This window comes from Sphingobium olei (genome assembly GCF_042678845.1).
Lineage (GTDB): Bacteria > Pseudomonadota > Alphaproteobacteria > Sphingomonadales > Sphingomonadaceae > Sphingobium > Sphingobium olei.
Window position 1 is genome coordinate 92,479 of record NZ_JBHTLS010000127.1, and the last position, 20,692, is coordinate 113,170.

General features: G+C 64.6%; 19 protein-coding genes. 13 read left to right on the plus strand and 6 right to left on the minus strand.

Going from position 1 to position 20,692, the window contains the following annotated elements:
- The first annotated feature begins 64 nt into the window (after nucleotides 1–64).
- The 4 genes from ACFQ24_RS12865 (at nucleotide 65) to alaS (ending at nucleotide 5,265) form a co-directional block, all read left to right on the plus strand.
- Nucleotides 65–691, plus strand: coding sequence for a glutathione S-transferase family protein (locus ACFQ24_RS12865; RefSeq protein ID WP_380911794.1), 627 nt, complete (start codon nucleotides 65–67; stop codon nucleotides 689–691).
- A complete protein-coding gene (locus ACFQ24_RS12870) occupies nucleotides 684–1,937 on the plus strand; it encodes a M24 family metallopeptidase (RefSeq protein ID WP_380911796.1) in 1,254 nt (417 codons plus the stop codon). The genes ACFQ24_RS12865 and ACFQ24_RS12870 overlap by 8 nt, the downstream gene beginning before the upstream one ends.
- Before the next feature lie 93 nt (nucleotides 1,938–2,030).
- Nucleotides 2,031–2,510, plus strand: coding sequence for a PilZ domain-containing protein (locus ACFQ24_RS12875; RefSeq protein ID WP_380911798.1), 480 nt, complete (start codon nucleotides 2,031–2,033; stop codon nucleotides 2,508–2,510).
- An 88-nt stretch (nucleotides 2,511–2,598) separates the two neighbouring features.
- Nucleotides 2,599–5,265, plus strand: coding sequence for an alanine--tRNA ligase (gene alaS, locus ACFQ24_RS12880; protein WP_380911799.1), 2,667 nt, complete (start codon nucleotides 2,599–2,601; stop codon nucleotides 5,263–5,265).
- A gap of 64 nt (nucleotides 5,266–5,329) precedes the next feature.
- Here alaS and ACFQ24_RS12885 read toward each other — a convergent pair whose 3' ends face one another.
- Genes ACFQ24_RS12885 through ACFQ24_RS12895 form a run of 3 tightly spaced genes read right to left on the minus strand, consistent with a single transcriptional unit; the run spans nucleotide 5,330 to nucleotide 7,081 of the window.
- Nucleotides 5,330–5,617 carry an acylphosphatase gene (locus ACFQ24_RS12885; protein ID WP_380911801.1) on the minus strand — a complete coding sequence of 96 codons (288 nt, stop codon included), beginning with the start codon at nucleotides 5,615–5,617 and terminating at the stop codon, nucleotides 5,330–5,332.
- Nucleotides 5,617–6,411: an NYN domain-containing protein gene (locus ACFQ24_RS12890; RefSeq protein WP_380911802.1), complete on the minus strand. Its 795-nt coding sequence runs from the start codon at nucleotides 6,409–6,411 to the stop codon at nucleotides 5,617–5,619. The genes ACFQ24_RS12885 and ACFQ24_RS12890 overlap by 1 nt, the downstream gene beginning before the upstream one ends.
- Nucleotides 6,412–6,442: 31 nt before the next feature.
- On the minus strand, nucleotides 6,443–7,081 hold the full coding sequence (locus tag ACFQ24_RS12895) for a carbonic anhydrase (protein WP_380911804.1): 639 nt from the start codon (nucleotides 7,079–7,081) through the stop codon (nucleotides 6,443–6,445).
- 7 nt (nucleotides 7,082–7,088) lie between these two features.
- Between ACFQ24_RS12895 and lipA the strand changes: the two genes are divergently transcribed.
- Together lipA and ACFQ24_RS12905 are read left to right on the plus strand one after the other, a co-directional pair.
- Entirely contained in the window at nucleotides 7,089–8,105 is a 1,017-nt protein-coding gene (lipA, locus tag ACFQ24_RS12900) for a lipoyl synthase (RefSeq protein ID WP_380911830.1), read from the plus strand.
- A gap of 6 nt (nucleotides 8,106–8,111) precedes the next feature.
- Nucleotides 8,112–8,582: a type II toxin-antitoxin system RatA family toxin gene (locus tag ACFQ24_RS12905; protein WP_380911806.1), complete on the plus strand. Its 471-nt coding sequence runs from the start codon at nucleotides 8,112–8,114 to the stop codon at nucleotides 8,580–8,582.
- On the opposite strand, the gene ACFQ24_RS12910 is transcribed toward ACFQ24_RS12905, so the two are convergent.
- Nucleotides 8,534–9,046 (minus strand): CinA family protein, encoded by a 513-nt coding sequence (locus tag ACFQ24_RS12910; RefSeq protein WP_380911808.1) that lies wholly within the window; start codon nucleotides 9,044–9,046, stop codon nucleotides 8,534–8,536. The two genes, ACFQ24_RS12905 and ACFQ24_RS12910, sit on opposite strands and share 49 nt — an antisense overlap.
- Nucleotides 9,047–9,050: 4 nt before the next feature.
- Nucleotides 9,051–10,214 (minus strand): bifunctional 2-C-methyl-D-erythritol 4-phosphate cytidylyltransferase/2-C-methyl-D-erythritol 2,4-cyclodiphosphate synthase, encoded by a 1,164-nt coding sequence (locus tag ACFQ24_RS12915; protein ID WP_380911810.1) that lies wholly within the window; start codon nucleotides 10,212–10,214, stop codon nucleotides 9,051–9,053.
- 106 nt (nucleotides 10,215–10,320) lie between these two features.
- Here ACFQ24_RS12915 and dusB point away from each other — a divergent pair, with 106 nt between their 5' ends.
- The 7 genes from dusB to hflX all read left to right on the plus strand — a co-directional run bounded on the left by dusB (nucleotide 10,321) and on the right by hflX (nucleotide 19,680).
- Nucleotides 10,321–11,343: a tRNA dihydrouridine synthase DusB gene (dusB, locus tag ACFQ24_RS12920; RefSeq protein WP_380911812.1), complete on the plus strand. Its 1,023-nt coding sequence runs from the start codon at nucleotides 10,321–10,323 to the stop codon at nucleotides 11,341–11,343.
- The gene (locus ACFQ24_RS12925; protein WP_380911814.1) at nucleotides 11,340–12,452 is read left to right on the plus strand and encodes a two-component system sensor histidine kinase NtrB; all 1,113 of its coding nucleotides are present in this window, start codon (nucleotides 11,340–11,342) and stop codon (nucleotides 12,450–12,452) included. The genes dusB and ACFQ24_RS12925 overlap by 4 nt, the downstream gene beginning before the upstream one ends.
- On the plus strand, nucleotides 12,449–13,900 hold the full coding sequence (gene ntrC, locus ACFQ24_RS12930; RefSeq protein WP_380911816.1) for a nitrogen regulation protein NR(I): 1,452 nt from the start codon (nucleotides 12,449–12,451) through the stop codon (nucleotides 13,898–13,900). Before ACFQ24_RS12925 ends, ntrC begins: the two co-directional genes overlap by 4 nt.
- Before the next feature lie 105 nt (nucleotides 13,901–14,005).
- Nucleotides 14,006–16,261, plus strand: coding sequence for a sensor histidine kinase (locus ACFQ24_RS12935; RefSeq protein ID WP_380911818.1), 2,256 nt, complete (start codon nucleotides 14,006–14,008; stop codon nucleotides 16,259–16,261).
- Nucleotides 16,251–17,621, plus strand: a complete 1,371-nt coding sequence (ntrX, locus tag ACFQ24_RS12940; protein ID WP_380911820.1) for a nitrogen assimilation response regulator NtrX — start codon at nucleotides 16,251–16,253, stop codon at nucleotides 17,619–17,621. Before ACFQ24_RS12935 ends, ntrX begins: the two co-directional genes overlap by 11 nt.
- Nucleotides 17,622–17,754: 133 nt before the next feature.
- Nucleotides 17,755–18,249 carry an RNA chaperone Hfq gene (hfq, locus tag ACFQ24_RS12945; RefSeq protein ID WP_380911832.1) on the plus strand — a complete coding sequence of 165 codons (495 nt, stop codon included), beginning with the start codon at nucleotides 17,755–17,757 and terminating at the stop codon, nucleotides 18,247–18,249.
- Between the two features lie 63 nt (nucleotides 18,250–18,312).
- Nucleotides 18,313–19,680, plus strand: coding sequence for a GTPase HflX (hflX, locus tag ACFQ24_RS12950; protein ID WP_380911822.1), 1,368 nt, complete (start codon nucleotides 18,313–18,315; stop codon nucleotides 19,678–19,680).
- Nucleotides 19,681–19,708: 28 nt separating this feature from the next.
- Here the strand turns inward: hflX and mazG are convergent, their stop codons facing one another.
- Nucleotides 19,709–20,488: a nucleoside triphosphate pyrophosphohydrolase gene (mazG, locus tag ACFQ24_RS12955; RefSeq protein ID WP_380911824.1), complete on the minus strand. Its 780-nt coding sequence runs from the start codon at nucleotides 20,486–20,488 to the stop codon at nucleotides 19,709–19,711.
- Nucleotides 20,489–20,692 lie beyond the last annotated feature (204 nt).

Consider the following 20,692-nt stretch of genomic DNA (forward strand, 5'->3'; position numbering starts at 1 on the left):
CGTTTGTTGTGGCGGCTTTCCGGCTGCGCTAGCCCACTGGCTGCGTAACGCTCGGAGAGTCGCCATGACCATCATCGTCCACCATCTGAACAACAGCCGGTCGCAACGCATCCTCTGGCTGTTGGAGGAACTGGGCGAACCCTATGTGGTGCGCCGATACGAGCGGGACAAAAAGACGATGCGCGCGCCTGCCTCCCTGCGTGCCGTTCATCCGCTCGGACGGTCTCCGGTGGTGGAGGTTGACGGGCATCGCTTGATCGAGACGGGCGCGATCATGGAGTATCTGGTCGCGCGGGCAGGGGGACGCTTCGGTCCACCCGCCGATGCGCAGGGCGCAATCCTCTATCGCCAGTTCATCCACTATGCCGAAGGATCGATGATGCCGCCGCTGCTCGCCCTGCTGGTGGTGAACAGGCTGGGCCTGCTGGGACGCCCGGCGCGGCCGACCGTGCAGGGGATGCTGAACGATCATCTCGACTGGCTGGAGACCGAACTGGCCGGGCGCCCCTTCTTCGCGGGCGACATCTTCACCGCCGCCGACATGATGATGAGCTTTCCGCTGGAAGCGTCGCGCGCGCGGGGCGGGCTGGACGCCTCGCGGCCCAATATCCTCCGCTGGCTGGATGACATGCACGCCCGCCCGGCCTATCAGACAGCGCTGACGACCGGGGGAGCCTACGCCTATGCCTGATCGCCGCACGCTGTTGCGCCACGCCGCTGCCGGGATCGCGATGGCATCCGTCAGCCCGCGCCTCTTCGCGCAGGAGCGGGCGGCCGAGGCGCTGGGATCGCTCACCGGCGATGTCGTGCCCATCGGCAAGGCGGAGCGCGCCGACCGGCTCGCCCGCGCGCAAAGGATGATGCAGGCGGCGGGCATCGACGCGCTGCTGGTCGAGCCGGGTGCCAGCCTCATCTATTATACGGGCATAAGATGGCACCGGTCGGAAAGGCTGACCGCCGCCGTGATCCCGGCAAGCGGCGCGCCACTGATCGTCTGCCCCTTTTTCGAAAAGCCCTCGATCGACGAATCGCTTGCCATTCCCGCCGAGGTCCGCGTCTGGCAGGAGGATGAAAGTCCTTATGCCCGGATCGCGGACTTCCTGGCGGCAAGGGGGCTGGCGAAAGGTCGCATCGGGATAGAGGAAACGGTGCGCTATTTTGCCGTGGACGGCCTCAAGGCGGCGCTTCCTGCGGCAACGTTGGTGAAGGATCCTGTCACCCGCGCGATCCGGATGCGCAAGACCGCTGCCGAGATCGCGCTGATGCAGAAGGCCGCCGATGTCACCATGGGGGCCTATCGCTGGACCTACCCGCAGGTGAAGACCGGCATGACGCCGGCGGATATCGGCGCGCTCACGTCGGCCGCGACCAAACAACTGGGCGGCAAGGTCGAATTCAATCTCGTCCTGCTGGGCGAAGCCGCCGCCTATCCGCACGGATCGGGCAAGCCCCAGGCGGTTCGGGCGGGAGAGGTGGTGTTGATGGATTGCGGCTGCACCGTCGAGGATTATCAGTCCGACATCAGCCGGACCTGGGTGCATGGCGCCGCGCCCACCCCGCAGCAGCGCAAGGTCTGGGACCATGTGTCGCACGGGCAGAAGATCGCAATCGAGGCGGCAAGGCTGGGTGTTCCGGCGGGGTCAGTCGACGATGCCGTGCGCAGCTATTATGAAGGACAAGGCTACGGCCCCCGCTATGCCTTGCCCGGCCTGTCGCACCGCACCGGTCATGGCATAGGCATGGAAGGGCATGAGCCCGTCAACCTCGTCCATGGCGAAACGACGAAGCTGGACGTCGGCATGTGCTTTTCCAACGAACCGGGCCTTTATCTGCCGGGTGTCATGGGCATTCGCATGGAAGATTGCTTCCATATGACAGGGAAGGGGTCGCAATGGTTTTCGACCCCGCCCACGTCGATCGACCAGCCGATCGCCTGACGAGCCCACGCCAATGGCATAGGCAAGCGCCTGTTCCTTCAAGTTTTCCGTTCCGCTGCCGTTATCGGGTCCAGGGGCCACGAAAGGCTAAGGATGAAGAAACGGGAACCGCGTGTTCTGACGTCCATTCCGGCGCGAATGCGCCTGGAAGACCAGTGGCTTGACGTCAAGATCATGAACCTGTCGCTGCACGGCATGATGCTGCGCATGGCGCGCGCGCCGAGGCGCGGCAGCTATATCGAGGTCCGGCGCGCCTCTTCGGTCATCGTCGGGCGGGTGGTATGGTCGAAGGACGGCCAGTGCGGCATCCGCGCACAGGACGAGATCGACATGGCGATGCTGACCAACGCTCCGGTCCAGGTTGCAGCGCCAGCGTGGAAGGCGGGCGACGCTGACCGTCGCGCGGACCAGCGCAGGCATGTCGAGCATAGTGAGGAGCGCAGCCGCCTCATCGCGCGTCGGCTGCAATTCGGCTCCCTGACGCTGTTCGTCCTGCTGGCCTCGGCGGCGATCCTCAAGATCATCAGCGACAGCTTCGTCGAGGCCATTGCGCAGGTCGCCGAGGCACTCTGATCCGAAGTGCGGTCGCCTGTCCTTGCCTGATCGCACAAGGTCAAAAGCCCCGCTTGTGCGGCGGACCGCTTCCCACTAAATCGCCCCCATGACCTCGACCAACGACATTCGCCGCTCCTTCCTCGATTATTTTGGGGCGAACGGCCACACCATCGTGCCGTCGGCGCCGCTGGTGCCGCATAACGATCCTACGCTGATGTTCGTCAACGCCGGAATGGTGCCGTTCAAGAATGTCTTCACCGGCCTGGAAACGCGCCCCTACAAGAGGGCGACGTCGAGCCAGAAGTCGGTGCGCGCCGGCGGCAAGCATAATGATCTCGACAATGTCGGCTATACCGCGCGGCATCATACCTTCTTTGAAATGCTGGGGAATTTCAGCTTCGGCGACTATTTCAAGGAACAGGCGATCACCCATGCCTGGACCCTGCTGACGAAGGAGTGGGGTCTGCCGGCGGAGAGGCTGACCGCGACCGTCTATCATACGGACGACGAAGCCTTCGACCTGTGGAAGAAGATCGCCGGCCTGCCCGAAGAGCGGATCATCCGCATCCCGACCAAGGATAATTTCTGGGCGATGGGCGACAGCGGCCCCTGCGGTCCCTGCTCGGAAATCTTTTACGACCATGGCGACCATATCTGGGGCGGCCCTCCGGGATCGCCGGAGGAGGATGGCGACCGCTTCGTCGAGATATGGAACCTCGTCTTCATGCAATATGAGCAGGAAGCGAATGAGATCGTCAGCGAACTACCCAAGCCCAGCATCGACACCGGCATGGGGCTGGAGCGCATCGCCGCCGTCCTGCAGGGCGTGCACGACAATTATGACACCGACACGTTCAAGGCGCTGATCGCCGAGAGCGGCGCGCTCAGTAGGACCGCCACGGACGGCGAGCATAAGGCCAGCCACCGCGTGATCGCGGATCACCTGCGCTCGACCAGCTTCCTGATCGCGGACGGCGTGCTGCCGGCGAATGAGGGGCGCGGCTATGTGCTGCGCCGGATCATGCGCCGCGCCATGCGCCACGCCCACATCATCGGCGCGAAGGAGCCGTTGATGTACCGGCTGGTGTCGTCGCTGGTTTCGGAGATGGGCGGGGCCTATCCCGAGCTCGTCCGCGCCCAGCCGCTGATCGAGGAAACGCTGCTGCGCGAGGAAACCCGTTTTCGCAAGACGCTGGAAAATGGCCTCCGGCTGCTGGACGAAGCGACCGGCGGCCTGGCCGAAGGCGGCACGCTGCCTGGCGAAACCGCGTTCAAGCTCTACGACACCTACGGCTTCCCCTATGACTTGACCGAAGATGCGCTGCGTTCGCGCGGCCTTACGGTGGACCGCGCTGGTTTCGACAGCGCCATGGCGGAGCAGAAGGCCGCCGCCCGCGCCGCGTGGAAGGGATCGGGCGAGAAGGCGTCGGACGAAATCTGGTTCGACATCGCGGAAGAGGTCGGCAATACCGAATTCATCGGCTACGCCTCGACCAAGGGCGAGGGCGAAGTGCGCGCCATCGTGAGGAATGGCGCGCGGGTCGAGAGCGCCTCGGTGGGCGACGAAGTGGTCATCATCACCAACCAGACGCCCTTCTACGGCGAAAGCGGCGGCCAGATGGGCGACGCCGGCACCATTACGACGCAGGGCGGCTTTTCCGCAAGGATCGAGGATACGGCCAAGCCGCTCGGCCGCCTCCATGCCCACAAGGCGAAGGTGGAAGCGGGCAGCATCAAGGTGGGCGATACCGTGAACCTCGCCATCGACGTCGACCGCCGCGACCGCATCCGCGCCAACCACAGCGCCACGCACCTGCTTCACGCCGCGCTGCGCAAGGAACTGGGCGCGCATGTGACGCAGAAGGGCAGCCTTGTCGCACCCGATCGGCTGCGCTTCGACTTCTCGCATCCCGAAGCGCTGACCCACAAGCAGATCGCGGCGGTCGAGGCCGATGTGAATGGGCAGATCCGCTATAATGAAGCGGTCAACACGCGCCTCATGACCCCCGACGACGCCATAGCGGCGGGCGCCATGGCGCTGTTCGGCGAAAAATATGGTGACGAGGTGCGCGTCCTTTCCATGGGCCGGGGCGGTCCGCTGGCCGAGGAGCTGCATTATTCGGTCGAACTGTGCGGTGGCACCCATGTCAATGCGACGGGCGACATCGCCCTGTTCAAGATCGTGTCGGAAAGCGCCGTCTCTTCGGGCGTTCGCCGTATCGAAGCGTTGACCGGCGAGGCCGCACGCCTTTGGCTCACCGATCGGGACGACAAGCTGCGCCAGACGGCTGCGGCGCTGAAAACGACGCCGGAGGATGTGCCTGCGCGCATCGCTGCCCTGGTCGAACAGAGCCGCAAGCTGGAGCGCGAACTGGCAGACGCGAAGAAGGCGCTGGCGCTGGGCGGCGGCGGCGCGGCCAAGGCGGCGGGGCCGGAGCAGGTCGGCGCGGTCAGTTTCATCGGCCAGGTGATCGACGGACTGGACCCCAAGGAACTGCGCGGCATCGTCGATCAGAACAAGGCGACGCTCGGCAGTGGCATTTCCGCCGTGCTGGCGGTGGTGGACGGCCGCGCCAGCATCGCCGTGGGCGTGACCGACGACCTGACCGCCACTATCAGCGCGGTCGATCTGGTCCGCGCGGGCGTGGAAGCGCTGGGCGGCAAGGGCGGCGGCGGTCGTCCCGACATGGCGCAGGGCGGCGGCCCGGATGGCGACAAAGCGCAGGCGGCGATCGACGCGGTCAAGGCTGCGCTGGCGAGCGTCCCGGCCTGACCATTCGCAGAGGGAGGGCTCTTCCCTCCCTCGTCATGCCGGGCTCGACCCGGCATCCCGCTTCTTAAAGGGTGGGCCGCTTGTCGAACCGGTCGCGAGGTTCAGCCGGCGCGTCCGCTATGTCTATTCGTGCTACCGCCGCTGCCGGTGGACCGTCATGAGCTCGCCGGATGAAAGCCTCCACCGCCTCATGCCTGCCCTGCACCAGCGCTTCGACGCTTCCGTCCGTCCGGTTGCGGACCCAGCCGGTCAGTCCCAGCTCCCGCGCCGTCTCCACTGTCCACGCCCGATACCAGACGCCCTGCACGCGACCGAAGATCATGAGACGGCGCGCGATGAGTCCATCCGGCATCAGCGCACCCGCTTGATCCAGGTCTGCCCGCCTTCGCGGACCTCGGTAATGAAATTGGGGATCGCGGCGACCAGGTCAGACAGCCGCTTGAAGCCATAGTTGCGCACGTCGAAGCTCGACCGGTTGCCCACGCGCTGGCCGACCGGCCCTAGCGCCACGAAGCCGCGTTCGTCCCGCTTCGCTTCATCATAGGCGTCGATCAGCAGGCGCACCACCTCCGGATCGACTGCGCCTCCCGACAGGGGCGGAGAGGGCGGAGGGGGCTGCGTCGCTGGTTCCTTTGCCGGCGGCTGCGTCTTCGCCTTCGTCCTTGCCGGTGCCGCCTTCTTGGCCACCGGCACGTCCGCCGGCTTCAGCGCCGCCACATCGATGAAGCGGGTGCAGGCGCGGCGAAACCCTTCCGGCGTGTTCGCCGTGCCAAAGCCGTAGACGGGAATGCCGTCCTGCCGCAGCCGGGTCACGAGCGGGGTGAAGTCGCTGTCGCTGGACATGAGGCCGAACCCATCGACCCGCCCGCTGGACAAAAGGTCCATGGCGTCGATCGTCATCTTCATGTCGGTGGCGTTCTTGCCTTTGGTCAAGTCGAACTGCTGCTGCGGTTCGATCGCCTGCGCGACCGAAAGCGCTGCCCAGGTCTTGAGCGTCGTCTTGCTCCAATTGCCGTAGGCGCGGCGGATATTGACCGTGCCCAGTTCCGCCAGCACCGTCATGACCGGGTCGAAATGCGCCGCCGACGCATTGTCCGCGTCGATGAGCAGCGCGATATTGCCGCGGCCTTCCTGTCGTGTCGCCATCGGGCCGTCTCCAGTCTGTTCTGTCTGCGGTTCAGGCGGGCGAAAAAACGCCGGTCGCCTCGTCGAGCACATGCAACTGCCCATCGGAGATCGCGAAGAAGCTACCGATCAGCTTCAACTCGCCGGCCTTCTCCTTGTGCCGGACGCAGGGGAAACTGCGCAGGTTGGCCAAGCTGACTTTGACGCCCTCCTGCTCCATGGCGCGTTCCGCGTCCCGGTCGCGGCGTTCGCCATATTGGGCCACCACCTTCTCGCGCGCCTCATCCAGCAAATCGATCCAGTGATGGATGAAGCCGCCTTCACCCGGAGGCGCGTCCTTGAGGTCATGGCTCAAAGCCGCCTTGCAGCCGCCGCACTTGCCATGACCCATGACGACGATCTCGCCCACTTTCAGCACCTGCACCGCAAATTCCAGCGCGGCCGAAACGCCGTGCCGGCCGGGGGTGGTTTCGAAAGGAGGGACCAGCGCCGCGACGTTGCGCACCACGAAGATCTCGCCGGGACTGGTGTCGAAAATCTGCGCCGGATCGACCCGGCTGTCTGAACAGGCGATCACCATGACACGCGGGCTCTGGCCCTCGCTGAGTTCCGTCCAGCGCTCGCGCTGCTGTGCCCATCCGGTGGTGCGGAAACGGCGATAGCCGTCGATCATGTCGCTGAAGTCGGTCATGCGGCTGATGTGCCGCACAAAGAATAGGCTGGCAAGTGGGAGAGGGCTGGCATGTCGCACCGTCCATCGCTATCTGGACCTCATGACCGACATCGCCCCGATCCCTGGCGTCCAGAAGCCGGAACGCGCCCGCAAGCCCGACTGGATTCGCGTAAAGGCGCCGACGAGCCCCGGCTATCACGAAACCCGCAAGCTGATGCGGGAAAAGGGCCTCGCCACCGTCTGCGAGGAAGCGGCCTGCCCCAATATCGGCGAATGCTGGACGAAGAAGCACGCCACGGTGATGATTCTGGGCGATGTATGCACGCGCGCCTGCGCCTTCTGCAACGTCAAGACCGGGATGCCGCGCAAGGTTGATCCCAATGAGCCGCAGAATCTGGCTGACGCTTCGGCGGAGATGGGGCTTGAGCATATCGTCATCACCTCGGTCGATCGGGATGACCTGCCGGACGGCGGCGCGTCGCAATTCGTCAAGGTGATCGAGGCGCTGCGTCGCACGACGCCGAACACGACCATCGAAATCCTGACGCCGGATTTCCGCAACAAGCATGAGCGCGCGATCGAGATGATCGTCGCCGCGCGGCCGGACGTCTATAATCATAATCTCGAGACGGTCCCGCGCCTCTATCCCACCATCCGCCCCGGCGCGCGCTATTATGCGTCGCTGCGCCTGCTGGAGACGGTGAAGAAGCTCGATCCGTCGATCTTCACCAAGTCCGGCATCATGCTGGGCCTGGGCGAGGAACGGCTGGAAGTGCATCAGGTGATGGACGACATGCGTTCGGCCGACATCGACTTCCTGACCATGGGCCAGTATCTCCAGCCCACGCCCAAGCACGCAAAGGTGATGGAATTCGTCACCCCCGCCGCGTTCAACGCCTATGCCGCCATAGCGCGGGCCAAGGGATTCCTGCAGGTCGCGGCCAGCCCGCTCACCCGTTCGAGCTATCATGCCGGCAAGGATTTCGCGGAGATGAAGGCGGCGCGCGAGGCGCAGCTGGCGAGGGCGGCGGCGAAGGTCTGATCCGGCGTGCCCAAGCATAACGAGACGCGGCAATTGCCTTATTCGCCCGAGCAGATGTTCGATCTGGTGGCGAATGTAGCAGCTTATCCCGAATTCCTGCCCTGGGTCAGTGCGATCCGCATCCGATCGAACAGCGACACCGAAATGGTCGCGGACATGATCGTGGGGTTCAAGGGCATTCGGGAGACCTTCACCTCCCGCGTGGTGAAGCAGCGTCCGACCCATGTCCGCGTCGATTATGTCGACGGACCACTCAAGCACCTTCACAATGAATGGGGCTTTCGCGACGACGGGCAGGGCGGGGTACTGGTCGATTTCGAGGTCGAGTTCGAATTCAAGAACCGCATCTTCGAAATGCTGGCCGGCCAGTTTTTCGACAAGGCGCTGCGCAAGATGATCGGTGCGTTCGAAGAGCGCGCCGCGCGGCTTTATGGCCCGTCGGGCAGCAGCAGTTCCAGCGCGCACAGCGCCGCCTGAAGGCGAACGCCGCCGCGGCCGTTATTTTCGAAATGGCGCATGTCGGCTACGACCTTGTCGGGCGACGCCCCGCGATCGGCGCGGGCAAACACGACGGTGCCCACCGGCTTCTGCTCGCTGCCGCCGCCTGGTCCCGCAATGCCGGTGATCGCGACCGAAACATGCGCATGGCTTTTCTTCAAGGCACCCTGCGCCATCGCCCAGGCGGTCGCGATGGACACCGCCCCGAACGTCTCCAGAACGTCATGAGATACTTTGAGAAGTTCTGCCTTCATGTCGTTGGAATAGGTAATGAAACCCGCTTCGAAGACGTCGGATGATCCCGCAATCTCCGTCAGCGCCGCAGACACGAGTCCCCCGGTGCAGCTTTCCGCGACGGCGACGGTTCGTCCGGCGCGGCGGTTGGCGATGATGACCTTCTCGGCAAGTTCGACCAGCTGGGCCGGTAATATAGTGTCAGGCATGGTGTCAGGGTAGCGCGGGAAGGGAGAGGGTGGCAACCGCCTGCGCGGCGATGCCTTCCCGGCGTCCGGCAAAGCCGAGTCGCTCGGTGGTGGTCGCCTTCACGCTCACCCGGTCTGTGGGCAGCGACAGGATGCCGGCGATTCGAGCCTGCATGGCCTCCCGATGCGGTCCGATCTTGGGCGCTTCGCAGATGATGGTCAGGTCCACATGCTCGATGACGCCGGCCCGCGCGGCCACGCGGTCGCGGGCATAGGCCAGGAACTTGTCGGACGATGCCCCGCGCCATTGCGGGTCGGACGGCGGAAAATGGCTGCCGATGTCGCCGTCCGCCAGCGCGCCGAGGATCGCGTCGACGATGGCGTGGAGCGCGACGTCCGCATCGCTGTGGCCCGACAAGCCCCGATCGTGCGGCACCAATATGCCGCCCAGCCATAGCTGCTCGTCCGGCGCAAGGCGATGGACGTCATAGCCCATGCCGACCCTGGTCGATCGCGGCAGCATCGCCTCGGCGCGCGAAAAGTCTTCGGGAAAGGTCAATTTCGCCAATCTTTCATCGCCTTGCACCAATATGACGTCATGGCCGCTCCGCCGCAGGATTTGCGCGTCGTCCGTCGCTTCTTCGGCGTCGTTCCATGCACGGTGCGCATCCAATATGGCGGCGAAGCGGAAGGCCTGCGGCGTCTGCACCCGATGCAGCTCGGCGCGATCGACCGTACCGCCCATCGCGCCATCGCTGCCGCGGACCAGCGTGTCGGCAACCGGCAGCACAGGAATTGCGCCCGCCGCTTCATCCAACGCCGTCAAAAGGCGACCCACGACCTCGCGGGGCAGGAAGGGGCGCGCGGCATCATGGATCAGGACGATGTCGGCGCCGCCGCTCTGCGCGATTGCCTCAAGCCCCGCGCGGACGGACCCCCGCCGGCTGTCGGCTCCCATTGTGAAGGACGCGATTTGCCGCTCGCTCAGCAGCCGCCGGACTTCCCCTTCCTGATCCGCGCCGACCACCAGGTGAATGGCATCGACCAGTGCCGCGAGCCTTTCGACCGCGTGGACGATGACTGGCTTGCCGGCGACGATCCTGAATTGCTTGGGCGTTTCACCGCCCGCGCGGCGGCCTTGCCCCGCTGCGACGATCAGGGCGACGGTGCGGGGCCTGTCAGACGTCATGCCGGCCGCATAGCCCAGCGCGCTTGCAGCCGCCAGTCCTTCGCTTGCCGAGTTCCCCCTTTTCCGCTAAAGGCTGCCTGTTTTTTAGGCAGATACTGTTTTCAAGATGCGCAAACTCTCCCCCATCTCCATCGGTCCAGTGACCATCGACGTGCCGGTGGTGCTCGCTCCCATGACCGGCGTCACGGATATGCCGTTCCGCACGCTGGTCCGCCGCTACGGTTCGGGACTCAATGTCACCGAGATGATCGCGAGCGCCGCCATGATCCGGGAAACGCGCCAGTCGTTGCAGAAGGCCGCCTGGCATCCGCTGGAAGAACCGGTGTCGATGCAACTCGCCGGCTGTTCCCCCACGGAGATGGCGGAAGCGGCGAAGCTGAACGCCGATCGTGGTGCGGCGATCATCGACATCAATATGGGTTGTCCGGTCAAGAAGGTGGTGAATGGCGACGCGGGCAGCGCGCTGATGCGCGACCTGCCGCTCGCCGCCTCGCTGATCAAGGCCACGGTGGAGGCGGTGGACGTGCCCGTCACCGTGAAGATGCGCATGGGCTGGGACCATAGCAGCCTCAACGCACCCGAACTGGCCCATATTGCCGAGGATCTGGGCGCAAAGCTCATCACCGTGCATGGCCGCACCCGATGCCAGATGTACAAGGGGTCGGCGGATTGGGCGTTCGTGCGCAAGGTCAAGGACGCGGTAAAGCTGCCCGTCATCGTCAATGGCGACATCTGCTCGGTCGAGGACGCCGACATGGCGCTGGAGCAGAGCGGCGCGGACGGCGTGATGATCGGGCGTGGTGCCTATGGGCGCCCCTGGCTGATCGGCCAGGTGATGGCGTGCCTGACGGACGGAACGCGCATTCCCGACCCGTCTCTGGCCGAACAATATCGTGTGATCGTAGAGCATTATCATGCGATGCTCGATCATTATGACAGTCATACGGGCGTCAATATGGCGCGCAAGCATATCGGCTGGTATACCAAGGGCCTGACCGGATCGGCGGAATTCCGCAACGCGGTCAACCAGGAACCGGAGGCGGAGCGCGTGCTGGACATGCTCGCCCGCTTCTACGAACCGCTGATCGCCGCCGGCGTCGACCCGGCGGATATGCGCAAGGCGGCATGACCGACATATTGGCGTCCGTCTCTCGCCTGCGGGTGCAGCAGGACGGGCCGTCGCTCGCGGAACAGATGACGGCGCTGCCGGTCGCCACGCTGGTCGTGAAGCCGGACAACAGCATCGCCGACGCCAATGTCCGCGCCGAAACGCTGCTGAACATGGCGCGCTCCGCCATCGTCGGCAGCGATATCGCCCGCACGATCCGCATTGCGGAAGCCGGCGCGCGCTTCGACATCTGGCACAGCAACAAGCCGATCGCCGCCTATGACATCAAGGTTCATGCCGGCCGCACTGCCGAGATGGAAGTCGACCTGATGATCGCGCCGATCGTGGATCATGAAGGGTGGCGGGTGATCTCGCTTCATGCCCAGAGCCAGGCGCGCAAGATCGGTCATCGTGGCTCGGCCGGCGGCGCGCGGTCCGCCATGGGCGCAGCGGCCATATTGGCGCATGAGATCAAGAATCCGCTGTCCGGCATCCGCGGCGCGGCCCAGCTGCTCGAATCCAGCCATGACGGGCGCGATGCGGCATTGACCCAGCTTATCTGCAACGAAGTGGACCGGATCGCCGCGCTGATCGACCGGATGCAGGATTTCACGACCGACCGGACGCTGGAATGCCATCCCGGCAACATCTATCCGCTGATCGATCGTGCGGCCGGCATCGCCGCCGCCGGATTTGCAAAAAATGTGAGGATCATAAAGCATTATGACCCGTCCTTGCCATTTGCCAACATCAATGAGGATGCGCTGGTGCAGGTGATGATCAACCTGCTCAAAAACGCGGCGGAGGCGCTGGAGCATGTCGCCAAGCCGCGTATCCGGGTGGAAACGGCGTTCCGCCATGGCGTCTCGGTCGTCATGGGCGGGGGCAAGGGCAGCGCCGTATTGCCGATCGAAATCGTGGTGGTGGACAATGGACCGGGCGTGCCGGAGCATATTCTGGACCATCTCTTCAACCCTTTCATCACCGGCAAGCGGGACGGGCAGGGGCTTGGCCTCGCACTCGTGGACAAGCTGGTGCGCGACATGAGCGGCTTCGTCCAATATGCGCGCGATGCTGAAGCGGGCGAATCGACCTTCCGCATCCTCCTGCCCATGGGCATCGCGGCATGAAGGCGACCGGCTCCGTCCTGGTAGTCGATGACGATCCCGCCATCTGCGTCGTGGTGGGGGAGGCGCTCCGGCGCCAAGGGCACAAGGTCAAGACCGCGGCATCCATCCGCGAACGCTCCGCCCTGATGGACAGCTTCACGCCCGATGTTCTTATCACCGACGTCATGTTGCCGGATGGCGACGGACTGGAAGGGGTGGCCGATATATTGGTCGCGCGCCCCCGCATGAACGTCATCATCCTGTCGGCGCAGAACACGCTGAATACCGCCATCCGCGCCACGGAGAAGGGCGCGTTCGAATATCTGCCCAAGCCCTTCGACCTCAACGAACTGACGCGGGCGGTTGCCGATGCGCTCGGCACCCGCGACGGATCGGAGGGCAATCCGGATGACGCGGTCCTGCCCAATGACGGAATGCCGCTGGTCGGCCGCTCGCCGGCCATGCAGGAAGTCTACCGCACGATCGCCCGCGTTCTGTCCAACGACCTGTCCATTCTGGTCCTGGGCGAATCGGGCACCGGCAAGGAATTGGTGGCCGAAGCCATCCACAGCCTTGGCCAGCGCCGCACCAAGCCGTTCGTGGCGATCAACATGGCTGCGATCCCGCGCGAGCTGATCGAAGCAGAACTCTTCGGTTATGAAAAAGGGGCCTTCACTGGAGCCAGCGCGCGCACCGCCGGCAAGTTCGAACAGGCGCAGGGCGGCACACTGTTCCTGGACGAGATCGGTGATATGCCGATGGAAGCACAGACGCGCCTGTTGCGCGTGCTTCAGTCCGGCGAAGTCACTACCGTGGGCGGTTCAAAGCCGGTCAGGGTCAACGTCCGCATCATTGCCGCGACCAACAAGGACTTGCCGCAGTTGATCGACGAGGGGCGGTTCCGGCAGGATCTCTATTACCGCCTCAATGTGGTGCCCATCGACCTGCCGCCGTTGCGCGAGCGGCGGGAGGATGTGGTGCTCCTCGCCCGTCACTTCCTGGAACGCGCGGCGCAGGATGGTCTGCCGCGCAAGGCGCTGGCCGAGGACGCGGCGCAGCTTCTCATGACCTGGCACTGGCCCGGCAATGTGCGCGAGTTGCAGAATATCATGCAGCGGCTGGCGGTGCTGACGCGAGAAAATATGATCACTGCGGAGATGCTGCGCTCCATGTTGCCGCTGGGCGCGGTGCCGCAGGATCAGGGCGCGCCCGCTGAACAACTCGCCCATGTCGTCCGGGATTGGACGAAGCGGCAACTGGGCATCGGCCTTGCCAGCCCGCAGCGGGCGCTGCACGACGACCTGCTGCGCGTCGTGGAGCCTGTGCTGCTCCAGGAAGTGCTTGCCAGCGTAGACGGCAACCAGATCAGGGCGGCTGGCCTGCTGGGCATCAACCGCAATACGTTACGCAAGAAGCTGACCGACTATGGCCTTGACCCGCTCCGGCTGCGGGCGCACGACGGGTCATAATGCGTAGCAAATCAGGACGAACCGACTGGCTGGATCGATCAACGACATGCGACCCCATCAATTACTGTGTTTCCGCAGGCACGGGGTTGTTGTAACAAAGCCACGATGAACGGCGCGACAACAGTGTCCCGGCGGATGTCGGCATGGCGACGGCGCATGCCGCTTCTGCTGCGCAGCCAGCGATTGGCGGCAGTGGTGGAGGCTGTGACGCTGGCCCTCTTCCTGGGGATGGCGGGGCTTACCTATCATCTGCTGTCGGGCAGCGGCCAGTCCTATGCGCTGCTGACCCCGCCCATCGTCGCGCTGCTGCTGGTGGCAAACCTGGTGCCCGCCATCGCCCTGCTGGTGCTGCTCGGGCGACGCGTGGCCAAGCGGCGCGCGGCCCAGTCGGCGATCGGCAGCGACGGTCAGTTGCATGTCCGTCTGGTCGCGATCTTCTCCATCGTCGCCAGCGTGCCGATGCTGCTGGTCGTGATCTTCGCGTCGCTGCTGTTCCAATATGGCGTGCAGTTCTGGTTCTCAGACAGCGCGCGGGGCATGCTGCAGAATGCCGGCGATCTGGCGCGCGGCTATTATGAGCAGAATCTGCGCGAGGTCAGCGACGAAACCGTGACCATGGCGGACGACCTGCGCGACTATCTGCGCGAGTCTCCGGTATCCAGTCCGCGATTTGCCGAGGGCTATATCTATCAGGTCGTGACGCGAAAGCTGAACCGCTCCGCCATCATCGAAGTGGGTAAGGACGGGATCGCGCGTACCGCAGCGACGGTCGATCCAGAAAATCGCCCCGCCGCCGAAATGCTCTGGCCCGAAGCGGTGGAGCGGCTGGCGCAGGGAGAGAATATCGTCGTCCGCATGCGGCCCAATCAGGTCGAGGCGGTGACGCTGCTCTATCCCAAGTCCAAAATCTATCTCTACGCCACCCGCAACGCGGTCACGACCTCCTTTTCCAATGTGGAGCGCGCGCAGAAGGTCATAGCCGACTATGACCAATTCGCGGCGCAGTCCCGCGCCCTGCAGCTGCGCTTCAACGTCGCGCTGTTCATCGGGTCGCTGCTGCTGGTCGGCATTGCGGTCTATATCGCTTTGACGGTGGCCGACTGGATGGTCCGGCCGGTGAACGAATTGGTCACGGCGGCGCGGCGGATCACGGCCGGCGACCTGTCTGCGCGCGTGACGAGCCCGCAGGCGCGCGACGAGATCGGCACGCTTGCGTCCGCCTTCAACCGCATGACGCAGAGGCTGGAAGCGCAGACCGGCGCCCTGGTCGCCGCCAACAGCCAGCTGGACGAACGCCGCGCCTTCATCGAGGCGATTCTGACCGGCGTCAGCGCCGGCGTCCTGTCCGTCGATCTCAAGGGTGTGATCCTCCTGCTCAACCGATCCGCCGCGGCCATATTGGTGGAGGAGGGGGACGATCCCGTCGGCCGCCCGCTCGTCGATGTTTCGCCCGAATTGGCCGACTTCATCGCATCGGAAGAAGCCGCCGGCATCGTTCAGGTGCGGGCGCATGGCGACCTGCGCACGTTGGCGGTCAAGCTGACGCACGACGCTTCACGGCACATCCTGACCTTCGACGACATCACGCAGCAGCTGTCCGACCAGCGCCGCGCAGCCTGGTCGGATGTCGCGCGCCGCATCGCGCATGAAATCAAGAACCCTCTGACCCCGATCCAGCTTGCGGCCGAACGGTTGCAGCGCCGCTACGCGGGCGAGATCAACAGCGACGCCGCCACCTTCACGCGGCTGACCGGAACGATCGTGCGCCAGGTTGGCGACCTGCGGCGCATCGTGGACGAATTTTCGTCCTTCGCACGCATGCCAAAGCCCGTGTTCCGGCGCGAGGCGATCGGCGACATCGCGCGCCACGCCTTGTTCCTGCATGAGGTCGCGCACCCCGACATCCGGTTCGAATATGATGCGCAAACGCCCGACCTGGAACTGGTCTGCGACCGGCGCCAGCTTGGCCAGGCCCTGACGAACATCGTCAAGAATGCGGTGGAAGCCATTGAACCCAAAGAACAACCGGACGACGGCGAACGGCGTGGCCATGTCCGCATGACGGTGGCGCAGGACGGAAGCGATGTCGTCATCACCGTGACGGACGATGGTATCGGCCTTCCGCCCGAGCGCGAGCGGATACTGGAACCCTATATGACGACGCGGACTAAGGGCACCGGCCTCGGACTCGCCATCGTCAAGAAGATCGTCGAGGAGCATCAGGGGGAAATCCGTTTCGACGACGCCCGGGGAGGGGGGGCTTGTGTGACCCTGCGCTTTGCCGCGGCCGCGCTGGAGAAATTGGAAGAAGAGCAGGTAATCGCCCTGCCCAAAGGAAAAGTGACAGCCAATGGCGCTTGATATTCTGATTGTTGACGATGAAGAGGATATTCGCGATCTGGTCGCGGGTGTGCTGGAGGATGAAGGCTTCTCCACCCGCACTGCTGCCAATAGCGACAGTGCGATGGAGGCGATCGACAGCCGCCGGCCATCGCTCATCCTTCTGGACGTCTGGTTGCAGGGTTCCCGGCTCGATGGGCTTGAACTGCTGGACGAGATCAAGCGGCGGGATCCGACGGTCCCGGTGCTGATGATCTCCGGTCATGGCAACATCGACACCGCCGTCGCCGCGATCCGCAAGGGCGCGGCCGATTTCATCGAAAAGCCGTTCGAGGCCGATCGGCTGCTCCATCTCGTTGCCCGCGCCACGGAAACCGAGCGACTCCGGCGGGAAAACCAGGTGCTTCGCGCGCGTTTCGGCCAGGATGACGAACTGACCGGCACCTCTGCGTCCATCAACGGCGTCCGCGCGACCATCAAGAAGGTCGCCGGGACCGGCAGCCGCGTGCTCATCTCCGGGCCTGCCGGCGTCGGCAAGGAAGTCGCCGCGCGCATGCTCCACAGTTGGAGCGGCCGGGCCGACGCGCCCTTCATCATCGTCGCCGCCGCCCGCATGGACCCTGACCGCGTCGAGGAGGAGCTGTTCGGGGTTGAAGACCCCAGCGGCCTGGTACGCCCCGGCTTCCTGGAGCAGGCGCATGGTGGCACGCTCTATCTCGACGAGATCGCGGACATGCCCCTGACGACGCAGGGCAAGATATTGCGCGTCCTCACCGATCAGAGCTTCACCCGCGTGGGCGGCCAGCGGCAGGTGAAGGTGGACGTGCGCGTCATATCCTCGACCGCGCTGAACCTCGCGACCGAAATCGAGGAGCGCCGTTTCCGCGAAGACCTGTTCTACCGCCTCAATGTCGTGCCGCTCGGCATTCCGCCCCTGTCGGAACGGCGCGACGATATTCCGCCGCTGGTCGAACATTATCTCGCGCGCTTCGCCGCCGACCGCCGCGTACCGCCGCCGGAAATCGCCAGCGACGCCATGGCCGCTCTCCAGGCCAATGAATGGCCGGGCAATGTCCGTCAGCTGCGCAACGTCATCGAACGCACGATGATTTTGGCGCCGGGCGACCGCATCGGACGGATCGAACTGGACATGCTGCCGTCTGAACTCACCAGTGGCGGGGCGGGCGAGGGGATCGGCCAGTCCGCTATCATGGGAGCGCCCCTCCGCGAGGCGCGCGAGAGTTTCGAGCGGGAATATCTGCGTATCCAGATCCGCCGCTTTTCCGGCAACATTTCCCGCACCGCGACGTTCATCGGCATGGAACGGTCGGCCCTGCACAGAAAGCTCAAGCTGCTGGGCATCACCGAAGGCAAGGACTGACGGTTTGGCCTGACGCCCATGGACCTTCCTTCGCAATTGCGGTAGAAGTCATTCGGCCCCCGGCACGCGGGGGCAAGCAAGACACTCTGCTTAAGAGTGCAAGAGCGGGTAACGTCCCGCCAACAATAAAGGACTGGCGACGACCATGGCCGAAAAGATGAACAACCTTCAGGATATTTTCCTCAACAGCCTGCGCAAGAGCAAGACCCCGGTCACCATGTTCCTGGTGAAGGGCGTGAAGCTGCAAGGCATCATTACCTGGTTCGATAATTTCTCCGTGTTGCTGCGCCGCGACGGCCAGTCGCAGCTGGTGTACAAGCACGCCATTTCCACGGTGATGCCGGCGCAGTCGATGGACCTGACCGATCTGCGCAAGAGCAGCGATGGCAACGCGAAATCGAAACTCCTTCAGGAAATCTTCCTGTCCGCCGTCCGCAAGTCCGGCAGCCCGGTGACGATGTTCCTGGTCAACGGCGTCATGCTGCAAGGTGAGATCGCCGCCTTCGATCTGTTCTGCATGCTGCTGGAACGCGACGGCATGGTGCAGCTTGTCTATAAGCACGCCATATCGACGGTTCAGCCGCTCCACTCGCTCGACCTTAGCGGCGAGAACGAGCAGGACGACTAAACTGCGTTGCGCGCCGGGCCGCTGACTGGTGGACCGGCGCGCCTCTGGGTGCTTTAAGCCTGCATGGCCATATTCAACCGCGACTCCGACGATGAAGTGGCGCGCGGCGCGCGCGCGATCGTTGTCCATGCCGAAACACACAACGCCGCCAACGCACATGACCGCCGCGACAGCGATGCGCGGCTGGAAGAGGCGCGCGGCCTGGCGCTCGCGATCGGCATCGACGTGCGGGCGGCGCAGGCCTTCCGCGTGCGCGACCGCAAGCCCGCCACCCTGTTCGGCAGCGGACAGGTGGACCAGATCGCGACGCTGGCCCGGCAGGAGGAAGCCGAACTCATCATCGTCGACAACAGCCTCTCGCCCGTCCAGCAAAGCAACCTCGAAAAGGCGACCGAAGCGAAGGTGATCGACCGGACCGGTTTGATCCTCGAAATCTTCGGCGAACGCGCCGCCACCAACGAAGGGCGGCTCCAGGTCGAACTCGCCCATCTCGACTATCAGGCCGGCCGCCTTGTTCGCAGCTGGACCCACCTCGAGCGGCAGCGCGGAGGCTTCGGCTTCCTTGGCGGTCCGGGCGAAACCCAGATCGAGGCGGACCGGCGGATGATCCGCGACCGTATGGCGAAGATCCGTCGCGAGCTGGATCAGGTGACGCGCACCCGCGGCCTGCACCGCGCCCGGCGGCAGCGCGCGCCATGGCCCGTCATCGCGCTGGTGGGCTATACCAACGCAGGAAAGTCCACGCTTTTCAACCGCCTGACCGGTGCTGATGTCATGGCGGAGGATCTGCTCTTCGCCACGCTCGATCCCACCATGCGGCAGATCGCGCTGCCTGGCCTCGACAAGGCGATCCTGTCCGACACTGTCGGGTTCGTATCGGACCTGCCGACCCAGTTGATCGCCGCCTTTCGCGCGACGCTGGAGGAAGTGCTATCGGCCGACCTCATCGTCCATGTCCGCGACATCGCGCATCCCGATACGGAGGCACAGCGTAACGACGTGCTGGATGTCCTGGGCGAACTCGGCGTCGCCGGCGAAGCGGCGCTGGATCGCGGGGAGGGGGAGCCGGAGCCGCCGCCCATCATCGAGGCGTGGAACAAGCTCGACCTGCTGGATGCCGACGCGGCGGCGCTGGTCCACGAACAGGCGGCGCGGCGGGAGGATGTCGTCATCCTGTCGGCGCTGACGGGCGAGGGCATCGACCTGTTGCAGCGGACGATCAGCGACCGCATGACGCGGGGGGCGAAGGTCTATGGCCTGCGCATCCCGGTGTCGGACGGCGCGACCCTGGCGTGGCTGCACGAACATGGCGAAGTGCTGTTCAACAGCATCGAAGGCGAGGAAAATCGCGTCGAGGTCCGCTTGTCCGACGCCGCCTTTGCCCGATACTCGAAGCGCAGCCGCGATCAGGGTGTTTCAGACGACGCCTGAGGGGCGTTTTATAGGTTCACAGCTTAGTTCAGATCACTTTTTCCCGCTGCTTGGCACGTTGCCACAGCGCTTCCTTGTCATCGAGCGGCAAGGCGGGAAATTCAGCGCCCGCCATGTCTTCCATGGCGCGGAAGCGGCGGTCGAACTTGGCGTTCGCCCGGCGCAGGGCAGCCTCCGGATCGACCTTCAGGTGGCGCGCCAGGTTGACTACGGCAAAGAGGAGATCGCCAACTTCATCCTCGCGCTCGTCCTGCGTGGCGGCGGCCTGCACCTCTCCCAGCTCTTCCAGCACCTTCGCCGTGACACCATCCACATCGGGCCAATCGAAGCCTGTCCGGGCCGCGCGCTTCTGCAATTTCTCGGCCCGCAGCAGCGCGGGCAGGGCAGCGGCGACGCCGGCAAGAGCGCTGGGATCGGGTTCCTTTTCCGCTCGCTCGGCTGCCTTGATGACTTCCCATTGTGCGTGGCCGTCCTCTCGGCGGGCACCGTCGCCAAAGACGTGCGGATGGCGGCGGATCATCTTGGCTGTGATGCCGTTGATCACGTCCTGCAGCGCGAAGTGATTTGACTGTTCCGCCATACGGCTATGGAACACGACCTGAAGCAGCAGGTCGCCAAGCTCGTCCTGAAGCGCCGCCATGTCGTTGCGCTCGATCGCGTCAGCCACCTCATAGGCTTCCTCGATCGTATACGGCGCGATCGTCGAGAAATTCTGCTCGATATCCCAAGGGCATCCGGTTTCCGGATCGCGAAGACGCGCCATGACGTCAGCGAGCGGCATGATGTCGGCGGCACTGGCTTTGGTCATGGAAGAGTCTCGGATGATGATGGGGGAAAGGATGGATGGTGGGCCGCGGTCATATTTACCTGAGGTCGATAATATATATTATGTTAATACCGATACCATAACTGTCCATGTAAACTGTGTCCAGTGTGATGGCGAAAGGCTTGCAGTCACGGGGGTCTTTCAACAGTATCAGCGACCGTGTCCACTCCGTTCGCTACGACGCCC

What these genes read in the sequence shown, in the direction of transcription:
- ACFQ24_RS12865 (WP_380911794.1), top strand. Translation starts at nt 65, where the DNA reads ATGACCATCATCGTCCACCATCTGAACAACAGCCGGTCGCAACGCATC.
- ACFQ24_RS12870 (WP_380911796.1), top strand. Translation starts at nt 684, where the DNA reads ATGCCTGATCGCCGCACGCTGTTGCGCCACGCCGCTGCCGGGATCGCG.
- ACFQ24_RS12875 (WP_380911798.1), top strand. Translation starts at nt 2,031, where the DNA reads ATGAAGAAACGGGAACCGCGTGTTCTGACGTCCATTCCGGCGCGAATG.
- alaS (WP_380911799.1), top strand. Translation starts at nt 2,599, where the DNA reads ATGACCTCGACCAACGACATTCGCCGCTCCTTCCTCGATTATTTTGGG.
- ACFQ24_RS12885 (WP_380911801.1), bottom strand. Translation starts at nt 5,617, where the DNA reads ATGCCGGATGGACTCATCGCGCGCCGTCTCATGATCTTCGGTCGCGTG.
- ACFQ24_RS12890 (WP_380911802.1), bottom strand. Translation starts at nt 6,411, where the DNA reads ATGGCGACACGACAGGAAGGCCGCGGCAATATCGCGCTGCTCATCGAC.
- ACFQ24_RS12895 (WP_380911804.1), bottom strand. Translation starts at nt 7,081, where the DNA reads ATGACCGACTTCAGCGACATGATCGACGGCTATCGCCGTTTCCGCACC.
- lipA (WP_380911830.1), top strand. Translation starts at nt 7,089, where the DNA reads ATGTGCCGCACAAAGAATAGGCTGGCAAGTGGGAGAGGGCTGGCATGT.
- ACFQ24_RS12910 (WP_380911808.1), bottom strand. Translation starts at nt 9,046, where the DNA reads ATGCCTGACACTATATTACCGGCCCAGCTGGTCGAACTTGCCGAGAAG.
- ACFQ24_RS12915 (WP_380911810.1), bottom strand. Translation starts at nt 10,214, where the DNA reads ATGACGTCTGACAGGCCCCGCACCGTCGCCCTGATCGTCGCAGCGGGG.
- dusB (WP_380911812.1), top strand. Translation starts at nt 10,321, where the DNA reads ATGCGCAAACTCTCCCCCATCTCCATCGGTCCAGTGACCATCGACGTG.
- ACFQ24_RS12925 (WP_380911814.1), top strand. Translation starts at nt 11,340, where the DNA reads ATGACCGACATATTGGCGTCCGTCTCTCGCCTGCGGGTGCAGCAGGAC.
- ntrC (WP_380911816.1), top strand. Translation starts at nt 12,449, where the DNA reads ATGAAGGCGACCGGCTCCGTCCTGGTAGTCGATGACGATCCCGCCATC.
- ACFQ24_RS12935 (WP_380911818.1), top strand. Translation starts at nt 14,006, where the DNA reads ATGAACGGCGCGACAACAGTGTCCCGGCGGATGTCGGCATGGCGACGG.
- ntrX (WP_380911820.1), top strand. Translation starts at nt 16,251, where the DNA reads ATGGCGCTTGATATTCTGATTGTTGACGATGAAGAGGATATTCGCGAT.
- hflX (WP_380911822.1), top strand. Translation starts at nt 18,313, where the DNA reads ATGGCCATATTCAACCGCGACTCCGACGATGAAGTGGCGCGCGGCGCG.
- mazG (WP_380911824.1), bottom strand. Translation starts at nt 20,488, where the DNA reads ATGACCAAAGCCAGTGCCGCCGACATCATGCCGCTCGCTGACGTCATG.